The organism is Sphingomonas piscis, from assembly GCF_011300455.1.
Lineage (GTDB): Bacteria > Pseudomonadota > Alphaproteobacteria > Sphingomonadales > Sphingomonadaceae > Sphingomicrobium > Sphingomicrobium piscis.
Genome location: NZ_CP049869.1, coordinates 1,691,874 through 1,704,071 on the forward strand (window position 1 = coordinate 1,691,874; position 12,198 = coordinate 1,704,071).

Sequence of the window (12,198 nt, forward strand, 5' to 3'; positions counted from 1 at the left end):
TCAAGCGTGGCCGACGCACCAGGGATCGGGTTTCATATCGACCGGCAGCCCGGCCATATCCGGCGCGGGGAAACGGGCCTTGAAGGTGAACGCCTTGGGCGATGGGCCATAACGGTCGATCAGCCATAGCTTGGATAGACCTTCATCCACGGTGGGGACGTGTCCCGCCGGGATCCACCACAACGCTTGGTAAGCGCCGGGCGGGCGGTGGAACCACTCACGCCGACGCGCCATGAACGGCGTATGCGCGCTCCGGTAGACGAATTCGAATAGGCTGTCTGCGTCGGTCCACACCGACATGTTGACGATGAATTCCAGGTCCGGCGCAGGGCGAATGTCGGTCGCACCCGCAGTGGTGTCGTCCACCAAGCGCCAGACGAAACCCGGCGCCTCTTCCGCCAAGGCATTCACATGCTCCAGCGCATTCATGAAGTCGGCGACCTGCGGATGCTCCGCCGGCGCGACGAGCGTGCCAACGTTGATCTGCGCAAGGCGGAAGCCGCTCTCCATCAACCGTGAACGGGTGCGCCCCAGCCGCCCCAGACGTAAATCGACACGAACAGGAACAGCCACACCACGTCCACGAAGTGCCAATACCAGGCCGCCGCTTCGAAGCCGAAGTGCTGACGCGGGGTGAAGTCGCCCCGGTAGGCGCGGATAAGGCAGACGATCAGGAAGATGGTGCCGACGAGCACGTGGAAGCCGTGGAAGCCGGTCGCCATGAAGAACGCCGAGCCGTAAATGTTGCCCGGATTTTCTTCGTTCAGCCGCGAAAAGCTGAAGGGCGCGTGGATATATTCGTAAGCCTGGACGAAAGAGAAGATCAGGCCGAGGATGATCGTCAGCCACAGGCCCTTTTTGAGACTGTCGTTCTCACCGACGCCGATCAGACCCCACAGGCCCTTCTTCTCGCCGCCACGCTGATTGTGGATGAGCGCGTGGTGAGCCCAGGTCACCGTCGTGCCGGAGCAGAGCAGGATCAGGGTGTTGAGCAGCGGGAAGCCCCACGGGTCGAGCACTTCCATGCCCTTGGGCGGCCACTGGGCGCCGACGCTCTCGGCCGCCGACGGAAAGAGGGATGCGTCGAACCATGCCCAGAACCAGGCAAGGAAGAACATGACCTCCGATGCGATGAACAGGATCATGCCATAACGCAGGTGCAGCTGCACAACCGGCGTGTGATGGCCTTCATGCGATTCACGAACCGTGTTGCCCCACCAATTGTACATGGTGAACAGCACGGCCAGCAGGCCAAGCCCCGCGACGAACTTGCCGTAGGGATTGTCATGCATCCACATCACGCCGCCGCCGGTAAGCGCCAGCGCCGAGAAGGAGCCGATGATCGGCCAGGGATCCGGATCAAGGATGTGATAGTCGTGGTTCTTCGCACCGGCCATCGTGTGGCATTCCCTCTTTGAAACTTTGCCCCGGCCTCTAGCGAGCCTTCGCGGGACTTTCCACTGGGTAAAATGTATAGCTCAGCGTGATTTCGTCGATGTCCTTGGTGGCCTCGTCCTCCCGGATCTTGGGATCGACGAAGAAGACCACCGGCATGTCGACGCTTTGCCCGCCCTGAAGCGTCTGTTCAGTGAAGCAGAAACATTCGATCTTGGAGAAATATTTGCCTGCGCTCACCGGCGTGACGTTGAAAACCGCGGTGCCGGTTGTCTTGCGCGCGGTGTAATTGCTGGCGCGATAGAAAATCTGGGTTCGGGCGCCGGGATGAATGCGGACGGTCTCTTGCACCGGTTCGAACTTCCAGGGCAGCGCCGGATCGATGTTTGCGTCGAAGCGGACGCCGATCTGGCCGGCGACGGCGCCAGGCGCGCGGTCGGCGCGCTGGGTCGTGCCGTCCAGGCCAGTCGCCTCGCAAAACATCCGGTAAAGCGGCGCGGAGGCAAAGGCCAAGCCGATCATGCAGGCGACGACCAGCGCGGCGATCCCGGCAGTCCGCCCGTTGCGGGTGGCAATCGCCGTCATTTCCCGAACTGCACCTTCGCAAGCGTGATGAAGAACAGCAGCACGACAAAGGCGCCAAGGAGCAGCGCCATCAACCGAGTCCGCTCACGCTGGCGGCGGCGGCGTTCATCAAGGTCGGTCACAGGTTCACCCAGCGGTCCGCCACGACGGCCGCAAAGAGGACAAAGAGATAAAGAATTGAGAATGCGAAGAGCCGCCGTTCCGGCTTCATGCCGGCAGGCTCGGTAGAGGCGTTGAGAGTCACCGCCACGGCCAGCGACAGGAAGATCGCGTTAAGAATGACGGCGGTGATCCCGTAGATCGGGCCGGCAAGCCCCATCGGCCATGGCGCGAGCGCGGCGGCGATCATCGGAAAGGTATACAGGAGGATGTGCCGCCGCGTGGTGGGAATGCCCGCAACCACCGGCAACATCGGTACCTTGGCGGCGGCATAGTCGGACTTCACGAACAGCGACAGCGCCCAGAAGTGCGGCGGAGTCCACAGAAAGATGATTGCAAACAGTAGAACAGGGTAGGCCGAGACCTCACCGCTTGCCGCTGCCCAACCGATCAACGGCGGAAAGGCGCCGGCCGCGCCGCCGATAACGATGTTCTGCGCGGTTCGGCGCTTCAGCCAGACCGTGTAGACGAGGACATAGAAGAGGATCGACGCGGCCAGCAGGACGGCAGAAATCAGGTTCACTGCCAGGCCCATCAGGATGACTGAAAAGGCACTCAGGCCCACGCCGAAGTGAAGCGCCGACTGCTTGTCCATTCGGCCTGCAGGAAGTGGTCGGCCTGCCGTGCGGCGCATATGAATGTCGAGGTCGGCCTCGTACCACTGGTTCAGCGCGCCCGCAGCACCCGCGCCGAGCGCGATGCAAAGGATCGCGGTGAAGCCGATCACAAACGGCGGCATCACGGGCGCGGCGAGCAGCCCGCACAGCCCCGTAAAGACAACCAGACGCATCACGTTGGGCTTCGTTAGCGCGAGCAGGTCGCGCCAATCGGCCGGCATGCCGGTATCAGTTGCAAAGGGGAGGCTGGTCACGCGGGCTCCTATAAGGCTGGCCGTCGGGCGAGGAAAGGGGAAGCCGCACGGGCACAGGCTAACCGCCTCACAACACTAAGGTTTGACGGTGAACCCCGCATTTGGGCGGTCTGAAGGGACTGGGCGAAGTCGGATGTAAATATGTCCTGCTAAGACCGTGCAGTACGGGTGAGGTACGGACCCGCGAAAGCGTCGTGGGCCGTGCGCAACAAACGTGCCGCATCTCCCGCCATTTCGGCACAACTTCTGTTCAAACTTGAGAGTTGCCGTCTTTCCGGGCACATCGTTTCGGCTCGGTACAGTGATTCGCCTCGTGGGGAGGGTGACATTGACCGGTTGCGTGTTGTTCCGGCCGTTCGGGTTCGCAGGCGCTGAAGCCTTGTGACCGCCGCCGGTATCCTCGGCCATCTTGCGGTGGAACTCGCCTTGTTCGCAGGGGCGGGTTTTCTTCTGTTCGGCTTCAACGGTCTTGCCGTCGACCTGATCTATTTTTCGCGCAAGTTCTGGCGATCGGCGACCGTCTACAGCCGCTACCCGCGGGCCTATGCCAGCACGATGGATCGCTCCGGTCCGACGCCATTCTTCGCCATCTTCATCCCGGCATGGGATGAGGCGATGGTGATCGGTCCCATGTTGAGGGCAACGCTGACGCGGTTCGATTATCCGAACTACAAATTGTTCGTCGGTTATTACCGCAACGATCCCGCGACAGCCTCAGCGATCGCCGCCGTCGCCGATCCCCGCGTTGAAGCGGTGATGGTCGACGTGGATGGACCCAGTACCAAGGCAGACTGCTTGAACCATCTCTACGATGCCCTGCTCGCCTTCGAAACTGTGACGGGCGACAGCGCGAAGGCCGTGGTGCTGCACGATGCGGAGGACGTCGTCCACCCGCTGGAGCTCAAACTCTTTTCCCTGCTGATCGACCGGGCGGGGGTGATCCAGTTGCCGGTGCTGCCTTTGGTCGACCCCTCGTCCAACTGGGTCAGCGGTCATTATTGCGATGAATTCGCCGAAGCGCACACCAAGGATCTGGTGGTGCGGGAGGCGATCGGCGCATCCGTTCCGCTCGCCGGCGTCGGGTGTGCCATCGCGCGCGCACCGCTTGCCAAGCTTGCTGCCGCGCATGAAGGCCGCCCCTTCGCCGACGGAAGCATGACCGAAGACTATGAGATGGGCCTTCGGATCGGCAGGCTTGGCCTCAAGACCATGTTCGTCCGGATCCCCGCAATGCCGGGGGATCGCAGCGTCGTTGCAAGTCGTGGGCACTTTCCCGCGACGATCGGCGCCGCCGTTCGCCAGAAGGCACGTTGGCTCGGGGGCATCGCGCTCACCGGCTGGGACCGGCTCGGCTGGCAGGGTGGATGGGGCGATCGCTGGATGCTGCTTCGCGACCGCCGGGGCCGTTCGCGGCGCTGTTCCTTTTGACAGGCTACGCAGCGGGTCTGCTGTGGTCGCAGCTCTGGCTTGCAGAGGCGCTTGGCGCTCCGGTGCAGGCGCGGATGGGGCCGATCCTTTTCATGCTCCTTACAGTTAACGCTTATCTGCTCGGCTGGCGGCTGCTGATGCGTGCCTGGTTCACGGGCTCCGTGTATGGATGGCGGCAGGGACTGCTTTCGATACCGCGGCTGGTGATCGGCAACCTCGTTGCGATCCTCGCCTCGCTGCGCGCCCTGTCGCTCCATCTGTCCGGCCAGGATCGGAAGTGGGACAAGACGCGGCACATCTTCCCTGCCGAGTTGGCGCGTTGAGCCCCGCCATCCGCTGCCTCGCGCTGCTGCTGGTCGGCTGGGGCGGGGTGAGGGCCGCGACGCTCGGCATCGTGCCGGGGGGTCAACTCCTCAGCCTATCCGCAAAGGCGGAAGCCAAACCTGTGCCGCCGCGCTTCTTCCCGGCGCTTGAACCGGCCGTTCCGTTCGAAGCTGCGCAGCCGTGGTCCACTCACCTCGCTGTTCCGGCTGGCCAGGCCCAATTGTCCGTCCGCCCCTACGCAGTCCCCTATTTCGTTCCGGCGCTGCAGCGGCAAAGCTACGCGCCACCCGTCACTCAAGGTCCTGCGCTCTATGCGCCGATCCCCTCCATGGAGAGCTGGCGAGCGTCGAGCTTTGCTCCATTGCCGCCGGCGACCATCCCTGCTGCGTCCAGCGCCGCGGCTCTCCCGCCGCCACCGCTACCGGCTCCGCCCAAGTTCGACCGGCTGCAATTGACCGCATGGGCGTTGCTGCGGGGGCGGCAGAGCTTGGGTTCGCCACCTTCTTCGCTTGCGAGCGGCGGAACATTGGGCGGCAGCCAGGCCGGTGCCCGGCTCACCTACCGCTTCACGCCGGAGCTCGCCGCCTCGCTGCGGACCACCTCGGCCGTTGGCACTAGCCAAAGCGAGGTAGCCGCCGGCATCCGGGTCACGCCGCTGCGCAGCCTCCCGCTGTCGATCACCGCGGAGCGGCGACAGGCCATCGGCCATTACGGCGGGCGGTCGGCGTTCGCTCTCTTCGCGGAGGGTGGCATCTACGGCCAGTGGCTGTGGGGCATCGACCTCGACGGCTACGCACAGGGCGGCGTTGTCGGGGTCCGCGATCGTGCCTTCTTTGCGGACGGGGCATTCGCCTTCACCCGCCCCGTCGCGCGGCAGTTTTCGGTGGGCGTCGGCTTCTGGGGCGGCGTTCAGCCGGGCGTCTACCGCATCGATGCGGGGCCGCGGGTGAGCTATCGCATCCGGCCCAATATGCGTGTCCATCTCGACTGGCGGCAGCGGGTGGCCGGAAGCGCACTGCCCGGCTCCGGGCCTGCATTGACCCTGGCGGGCGACTTCTAGCTGGGAGCCGCTTGGCCTTGCCAAGAGTTTGCGGCTAGTCCGGCAAGTGCATGGACATCTACCTCCCGATAGCCGGCCAATCCGTCAACGCGCTGTTGATGGTGATGCTCGGGTTCGTGGTCGGTATCCTGTCGGGCATGTTCGGCGTCGGGGGCGGATTTCTCACGACGCCGCTGCTGATCTTCTACGGCATCCCGCCGACCGTGGCGGTTGCGTCGGCGACGACGCAGATCACGGGCGCAAGCGTTTCGGGGATCATGGCCCACCTGCGGCGCGGCGGAGTCGATCTGAAGATGGGCGGCGTCATGATCGTCGGGGGCATTTTCGGGTCCTTGTCCGGCGCTATCCTTTTCCGCCTGCTTCAGAGCAGTGGCCAGGTGGACCTCGCGATCGGCGGACTTTACGTTTTGTTGCTCGGCTGGATCGGCGGGCTGATGCTGAAGGATGCGCTGACCGCGCTCGGCTACGTCAAGGTGACCGCGACCGCCGCCCGGCCGCGCCATAACCGGTGGATCGCGTCGCTGCCGCTGCGTTGGCGGTTCTACAGCTCGGGCCTGTACGTCTCACCCATCGCGCCGCTGTTGCTCGGGTTCGTTGCGGGCATGCTGACCCTATTGCTTGGTGTCGGCGGCGGCTTCATTCTCGTGCCGGCAATGATCTACCTCCTAGGCATGGGCGCGCGGGTGGTGATCGGCACCAGCCTTGTCATGATCCTGGCGGTCAGCGCGTCGACCACTTTGGTCCATGCCATGACGACGCGGGCGGTGGACATCGTGCTTGCCGGCCTGCTGCTCGTCGGCGGCGTAATCGGCGCCCAATATGGCGCCATTCTTGCAACGCGGATCAAGCCGGACCTGCTTCGCCTGGCGCTCGCCGTCATCATCCTTCTGGTTGCGCTCCGGATGGCGCTTGGTCTTGCCTGGCGGCCGGACGAAATCTTCACGATCGAGGCGCTGTGATCCTGGCCAGGCGTCTTGCCGTCGCGGCCCTTGCGCCTTTGCTGATGGGGCAGGCGTCGCCTGTGCTGGTGCCGGACATCTCCTCGCGCCGGGTGGACATCCGCTACAGTTTCAAGGGCGAGCAATTGCTGCTGTTCGGCGCCATCCTCTATCCCGGCGGCCGCGCGCCGCGCCGTCCGGCAGAGGTCGCCGTGGTGCTGAAAGGACCGGTGAAGCCGATCCGGGTGCGGGAGAAGCGAAAGATCGCCGGCATCTGGATGAATGCGGACTCGCACCGCTTCCGCTCAGCGCCCTCATATTACGCAATTGCTTCCTCCCGTCCCTTGTCCGAGCTGATTGACGAGCGAACGGCTGCAATCTACGAATTGGGTCTGCAGAATTTGCAGTTGTCGCCAGGCGGCGGCGCGCTCCCGGAGAAGGAGCGGCGGTTCGAAGCTGGCCTGATCGATCTCCGGCGCCGCCAAGGCCTCTATATCGAGGATCCCAAGGGTGTCGAAATCAGCGACGGGGTTCTCTACCGCGCCTCCATCACCATTCCCAGTCAGGTGCCGGAAGGAACCTACACGGCCGAAACCTTCCTGATCGAAGGCGACCGGATCATCGCCGCGGCCACGCGGGACGTCGAAATCCGTAAGTCGGGGTTCGAGTTGTTCGTCGCCCGCGCCGCCCGGCGCTACGAGCTCGCTTACGGACTTGTCGCCGTGCTGATGTCCGTGGCGCTTGGCTGGGCGGCGGCGACCCTCTTCAAGCGGCGGTTCTAAGCCAAATTTTAACTGCTCCCGCATATCTACCCACCTCGACTTTTCTTTACCGGGTGGGACCAGAACATCATGAACGATCAGCCCGATCTTCGCCAATTCCTCAATGAAATGAACAATTTCGCCGATGACGGCGGAAACAGCGCAAGTGGGGCGGGATCGGCGCAGGACTCCATCGGCATCGTCGTCGATATCGCCGGGTCGGGCTCTCAGATCCGCCTTGACGCCGCCCGGCTGGGGTCGCTCCAGAACCATGCGGATCCGTCCATTTCCATGTCGGGGCAGGTCGGAAGTCAGGTAAAGATGGTGGTCGGCCGAAATTGGCTGATCGCCAACGTCCGCACGATGCGCGCCAGCGATGACGGACATATCGTCGCCCACATCGACTTCCTTGGCGAAGGCACGCGGGACGGCACGGGCAAGATGACCAATTTTCGCCGCGGCGTCACACGTTACCCTGTTCCGGGCTGCGAGGTCCTGCCGGTCAGCACCGAAGACCTCCGCTCCGTCTTTGCCGCAAGCGACGAGCCGCACATCGAAATCGGCACGGTTTACCCGACGGACGATATTCGCGGCGCGCTCTACGTCGATCCGATGCTGTCCAAGCATTTCGCGATCCTCGGCTCGACCGGCACCGGCAAGTCGACGTCGGTCGCGCTGGTGCTTCACCGTATTTCGCAGCTGAGCCCCGAGGGTCACATCGTAATGATCGACCCGCACGGCGAGTATAGCGCCGCCTTCAAGGGCTGCGGCGAGCTGTTCAACGTCGACAACCTGCAGCTGCCCTATTGGCTGCTTAACTTCGAAGAGCATTGCGAAGTGCTGCTGACCACCGACGGCGCCGAGCGCCAGCGGGATGCCGACATCCTTGCCAAGTGCCTGCTGGCTGCCCGCACGAAGAGCAAGACGGCCGAGCAATATGGCAAGGTGACGGTTGATTCGCCGATCCCCTATCTGCTCACCGATCTCAACACGATCATCGTCGGAGAGATGGGCAAGCTCGACCGCGCCGGCGACAGCACGCCTTACGCGCGGCTAAAGAACAAGCTGGACGAGCTGAAAGCGGACCCGCGCTACAGTTTCATGTTCTCTGGCATGATGGTGTCGGACACAATGGGCAGCTTCCTCGCCAAGCTGTTCCGTCTGCCCGCCAACGGCCGTCCGATCTCCATCGTCGACGTGTCGGGCGTTCCGTCCGACGTCACCAGCGTCGTCGTGTCGGTGCTGGCGCGGATGGTGTTCGACTATGCGATCTGGTCGCGAACCGAGGCGCAGCGTCCGATCCTGCTGGTCTGCGAGGAAGCGCACCGCTACGTCCCCAAGGATGAAAGCGCGAAGGGCCAGGCCGTCCGCAAGATCCTGGAGCGGATTGCAAAGGAAGGCCGTAAATATGGCGTGTCGTTGGGCCTGATTACGCAGCGGCCGTCCGACCTTGCCGAAGGCGTGCTTTCGCAGTGCGGCACGATCATTTCCATGCGACTCAACAACGACCGCGACCAGGCCTGCGTCCGAGCGGCGATGCCCGAAGGTGCACGCGGCTTCCTCGACGCCATCCCGGCGCTCCGCAATCGCGAGTGCATCGTCTGCGGCGAAGGCGTCGCCATCCCTATCCGCGTCCGCTTCGACGATCTGGAAGCGGAAAAGCGCCCGGCATCCTCCGACCCGAGCTTCGCCGCCTTGTGGCGCGAGACCGGCGGCGAGGAAGGGATCATCCAACGCACCGTCAAGCGGTGGCGCGGGCACGGTCGCTAGGCGCGCTCGCTCACCGGACACAGCTGCGACGTGAAGGTGCTCGACGCTGGGCTTCAGGTCGATGTTTCAGGGGCATCAAGGATTGCTGAAGGCTGATCCCAGCTGTTGCAGGGCCCGCGCGACGCGGTAATGATGGTGCCATGTTTAATGGCTTGGCTGGTGCGAGATCTTCATTAGTTCCAACTGCTTGGCAGGCCGACTAAGGTGGATCCGGCCCGCCAATATCATCAATCGGAACCTCCCGAAGTACCGCGCCCTGATCATGCACGCCGTCGCGACATAAGGCGCGGCCTACTGAAACTCAGGCCTGAGATTCCTTGGACCCATCTCATCGATCTGGACGGCCAGAAGACGATCTCGCAATTGCGCGACGGCAAGTGGTTCAAGAAAGCGCAGGGGCTACTACAGCTGGGAGAAATCGCGCTTAAATTGTCCAGGACCATGACCGCCGGGCAAACGATCGCCGGGAAAACGGTTCTCGATCTTGGCTGCGGTGAAGGCGGTCACGCGATCATGTTCGCCCAGGCCGGCGCAAGGCATGTGGTCGGCATCGACGGCCGCCGGTTGGCCGTGGACCGCGCCCGTTTCGCGGCGAACGTTCTTGAGCTCTCCAATATAGAATTCATGCACGAGGATGTCCGAGCTCCGGGAGCGCTCAACGGCCGCTTCGACATCGTCCTATGCTCGGGCATCCTGCACCACATCGAGCCGGAGGCCTGGTTCCTGTTCCTCAAGAACGTGGCCCGCGCAACCGCGGACACGGCGATCTTCTACACCCATGTCGCCGACGAGCAGCTGCAATCCGAGCACAAACTAAAACCGGTTCAACTGGTGGAGAAGTCGTCTCCGCCCCGTTCGTCGTGGCTCGCCCGCCTGTTTGGGCGATTGCTCCTGCGGAAACCCCAAGCAGCGGCCTTTGACGGCTACCTCTACCGCGAACATCGGGAAGAGGAGTCGTCAGATGAGCGGTCATCGAAGATGCGCGCCTCGCTCGACAACGATCACTCATTCTGGGCGACGGAAGAGGTGCTGATCGATGCACTGAAGAAGTGCGGCTTCGAATTGATCCTGAAGGTCCAGTCTCCGCACATGTTCCGGGCTCAGCGCTTCCGGAACACGCGTCAGATCATCGTCGCTCGGAAAGCCTGCTGATACCGCTTCGGACGCGAGCCGCAATCGCTGCCTTTCGCGTGCGCCACCAGTAACCGCCGCGGCCGAGCTTCTGCTTGTGCAGATCCTCTACGATTGCCGGGTAGTAGCGCTCGGGATTTCGCAGGTATGATGCATTGAACAGGAAAACACCGTCGAGCAGGCGCCTGCCGTAGACAACTTCGTGCGCGACCATGTTCGGGTTCAGGAACCAGACCTCGCCAGGCTGAAACGCAATCGAGTGCATCGGCTGATTATGCGCCCCGCTATTGTAGCGGTCGCCATAGGTCGCAACCGTCGTTGCGCGCGTGAACTGGCGCGGATGCAGGCCGATGGTGTCCTGCAGCTTCGCCGTTTCGTAGCAATCGCCAGCCACATGTTCGATCGTGCCTCCAACCCGCCAGATCCGCGGAAAAGCATCGAGGTTGACGAAGATGCGCAGCTGACTGAACTCGCCCGCGTGCTGCGGACTGTCGAAGTGCATGTTGTGCGCCAGCATCTCGGTAAGGTTGTAGACGCAGTAGCGCTTCTCGTACCGGTAGAAGGGAAAAAGTGAGTCCGCGAGGCGGATCAGCTCCGCGTTGGCTGCGCCAACGGCCGACTGAAACTCTTCGTATTCGACGTCGGTCGGGCCGAGCAGTTTTGCCATCTCCTCCCACTCGCGCTTACGCGGCGCCTCTCCATGCGCCTCCTCATCGACGTGAAGAATGGTCTTTGCGGCGTACTTTTGGTTGGGGAAGAGGAGCTTGTTGAAGGTCTCGCAGCCTGCCTCGAACTTGTAGTTCTGAAGGACGAGAAGGTAGCCGTTCTCGTACCAATCGGTCAGTTCCGCACTGAGCTCCTCCGGAGCGTGGGCGTAGCGCTTGTGGTCGACCATCTTCACGCGGTCGGGTACGTTCGGGTTGCGGACAATCTTGGCCATGAAGCGTCAGGCCGCGCGCTTCAGGCGGAAGGCCTGAAGAGCTGTCCGAATCTTTTCAGCAATGGGGACGGGGGCGCCGGATCGGCGCCGCGCCAAGTTCTTCAGTAATGCCGGCAGGCTCTCGGCCGGGTCCGTATAGGAGCGGTAGGGATATTCGTGATGCACGAGGGCTAGAACGTCGCCGCCCCGCACTTGATGCGCAACAAGCGCCGAGTTGGCCAGCCAGACCTCGCCGGGCTCGAATTCGATCATGTGCCGCGGTTCCCTGCACGTATCGGTGCTCACTCCGAACGCGGCCGCACTCAATCGATGATTGAAATCGCAGGGATCATCCACTGCATCGGACAGCTTCGCCCGGTCAAATTCCCGCTCGGCATAATGGCGCCAATGGCGACCGATCGACCACTGACGCGGCTTGTTGTCCAGATTGGCGAACAGCCGAATCTGCGCGGCCTTGTCGCAGCCGTTCAGATTGTCGATGTGCATGTTTTCGCCGCGGTTGCGCTGAAACTTCCACGTGATCGTCTCGGTGAGGAAGCGATGCCGATTGAAGATGGTGCGCGCGATGCCATCGATCTGCGCGTCGACAGATTGAATTTGCTCTCGGAATTTCTCGAACCGGTTCTCGTCGTCTTCGAATACCTCCCTGCGGAAGGTTTCCCACACGGAATTGCGGCCGTCGCGCACCCCGTTCACAACACGCCAGAAGACGTACTTGCCTCGCTTGGAACCAGTGCCGTGCGGTGGCTCGACCGATCTTAAGAAATCGAAATCGGCGTCAATGCGCACATCCTTGAGGACGACCACTTCCCCGCGCTCGAACAGCGACCGGATCG

At 63.0% G+C, this 12,198-nt stretch carries 14 protein-coding genes; 7 read left to right on the forward strand and 7 right to left on the reverse strand.

All coding sequences use genetic code 11. The features are described from left to right. Genes G7077_RS08530 through G7077_RS08545 form a run of 5 tightly spaced genes read right to left on the reverse strand, consistent with a single transcriptional unit; the run spans position 1 to position 2,977 of the window. The gene (locus G7077_RS08530) at positions 1-510 is read right to left on the reverse strand and encodes a DUF3291 domain-containing protein (protein ID WP_166411329.1); all 510 of its coding nucleotides are present in this window, start codon (positions 508-510) and stop codon (positions 1-3) included. Then, positions 510-1,397: a cytochrome c oxidase subunit 3 gene (locus G7077_RS08535; RefSeq protein ID WP_166411330.1), complete on the reverse strand. Its 888-nt coding sequence runs from the start codon at positions 1,395-1,397 to the stop codon at positions 510-512. The genes G7077_RS08530 and G7077_RS08535 overlap by 1 nt, the downstream gene beginning before the upstream one ends. A gap of 37 nt (positions 1,398-1,434) precedes the next feature. Further along, on the reverse strand, positions 1,435-1,980 hold the full coding sequence (locus G7077_RS08540) for a cytochrome c oxidase assembly protein (protein ID WP_166411331.1): 546 nt from the start codon (positions 1,978-1,980) through the stop codon (positions 1,435-1,437). Continuing rightward, a complete protein-coding gene (locus G7077_RS14320) occupies positions 1,977-2,102 on the reverse strand; it encodes a hypothetical protein (RefSeq protein WP_281347025.1) in 126 nt (41 codons plus the stop codon). The genes G7077_RS08540 and G7077_RS14320 overlap by 4 nt, the downstream gene beginning before the upstream one ends. After that, positions 2,099-2,977, reverse strand: coding sequence for a heme o synthase (locus tag G7077_RS08545; protein WP_166412410.1), 879 nt, complete (start codon positions 2,975-2,977; stop codon positions 2,099-2,101). The genes G7077_RS14320 and G7077_RS08545 overlap by 4 nt, the downstream gene beginning before the upstream one ends. A gap of 414 nt (positions 2,978-3,391) precedes the next feature. On the opposite strand from G7077_RS08545, the gene G7077_RS08550 reads away from it, so the two are divergent. From G7077_RS08550 to G7077_RS08575, 7 genes are all read left to right on the forward strand, one after another. Further along, the gene (locus G7077_RS08550; RefSeq protein ID WP_343039917.1) at positions 3,392-4,438 is read left to right on the forward strand and encodes a glycosyltransferase; all 1,047 of its coding nucleotides are present in this window, start codon (positions 3,392-3,394) and stop codon (positions 4,436-4,438) included. Further along, complete coding sequence (locus G7077_RS14410; protein ID WP_343039918.1) at positions 4,435-4,761, forward strand: glycosyltransferase family protein; 327 nt, start codon at positions 4,435-4,437, stop codon at positions 4,759-4,761. The genes G7077_RS08550 and G7077_RS14410 overlap by 4 nt, the downstream gene beginning before the upstream one ends. Further along, positions 4,758-5,822, forward strand: coding sequence for a hypothetical protein (locus G7077_RS08555; RefSeq protein ID WP_166411332.1), 1,065 nt, complete (start codon positions 4,758-4,760; stop codon positions 5,820-5,822). The genes G7077_RS14410 and G7077_RS08555 overlap by 4 nt, the downstream gene beginning before the upstream one ends. Before the next feature lie 50 nt (positions 5,823-5,872). Continuing rightward, entirely contained in the window at positions 5,873-6,781 is a 909-nt protein-coding gene (locus tag G7077_RS08560; protein WP_166411333.1) for a sulfite exporter TauE/SafE family protein, read from the forward strand. Between the two features lie 44 nt (positions 6,782-6,825). Then, positions 6,826-7,542: a TIGR02186 family protein gene (locus tag G7077_RS08565; RefSeq protein WP_166412411.1), complete on the forward strand. Its 717-nt coding sequence runs from the start codon at positions 6,826-6,828 to the stop codon at positions 7,540-7,542. 108 nt (positions 7,543-7,650) lie between these two features. Further along, positions 7,651-9,291 carry an ATP-binding protein gene (locus G7077_RS08570; RefSeq protein ID WP_166412412.1) on the forward strand — a complete coding sequence of 547 codons (1,641 nt, stop codon included), beginning with the start codon at positions 7,651-7,653 and terminating at the stop codon, positions 9,289-9,291. 363 nt (positions 9,292-9,654) lie between these two features. After that, complete coding sequence (locus G7077_RS08575) at positions 9,655-10,443, forward strand: class I SAM-dependent methyltransferase (protein ID WP_166411334.1); 789 nt, start codon at positions 9,655-9,657, stop codon at positions 10,441-10,443. Here G7077_RS08575 and G7077_RS08580 read toward each other — a convergent pair. Together G7077_RS08580 and G7077_RS08585 are read right to left on the reverse strand one after the other, a co-directional pair. Continuing rightward, the gene (locus G7077_RS08580; RefSeq protein WP_166411335.1) at positions 10,418-11,362 is read right to left on the reverse strand and encodes a Kdo hydroxylase family protein; all 945 of its coding nucleotides are present in this window, start codon (positions 11,360-11,362) and stop codon (positions 10,418-10,420) included. The two genes, G7077_RS08575 and G7077_RS08580, sit on opposite strands and share 26 nt — an antisense overlap. 6 nt (positions 11,363-11,368) lie before the next feature. Then, positions 11,369-12,169, reverse strand: coding sequence for a hypothetical protein (locus G7077_RS08585; protein ID WP_166411336.1), 801 nt, complete (start codon positions 12,167-12,169; stop codon positions 11,369-11,371). Between the last annotated feature and the right edge of the window lie 29 nt (positions 12,170-12,198).

Bases quoted from the DNA above. Each gene is read 5' to 3' on its own strand.
- G7077_RS08530 (WP_166411329.1), bottom strand. From the start codon at position 510: ATGGAGAGCGGCTTCCGCCTTGCGCAGATCAACGTTGGCACGCTCGTC.
- G7077_RS08535 (WP_166411330.1), bottom strand. From the start codon at position 1,397: ATGGCCGGTGCGAAGAACCACGACTATCACATCCTTGATCCGGATCCC.
- G7077_RS08540 (WP_166411331.1), bottom strand. From the start codon at position 1,980: ATGACGGCGATTGCCACCCGCAACGGGCGGACTGCCGGGATCGCCGCG.
- G7077_RS08545 (WP_166412410.1), bottom strand. From the start codon at position 2,977: ATGCCGGCCGATTGGCGCGACCTGCTCGCGCTAACGAAGCCCAACGTG.
- G7077_RS08560 (WP_166411333.1), top strand. From the start codon at position 5,873: ATGGACATCTACCTCCCGATAGCCGGCCAATCCGTCAACGCGCTGTTG.
- G7077_RS08565 (WP_166412411.1), top strand. From the start codon at position 6,826: ATGGGGCAGGCGTCGCCTGTGCTGGTGCCGGACATCTCCTCGCGCCGG.
- G7077_RS08570 (WP_166412412.1), top strand. From the start codon at position 7,651: ATGAACAATTTCGCCGATGACGGCGGAAACAGCGCAAGTGGGGCGGGA.
- G7077_RS08580 (WP_166411335.1), bottom strand. From the start codon at position 11,362: ATGGCCAAGATTGTCCGCAACCCGAACGTACCCGACCGCGTGAAGATG.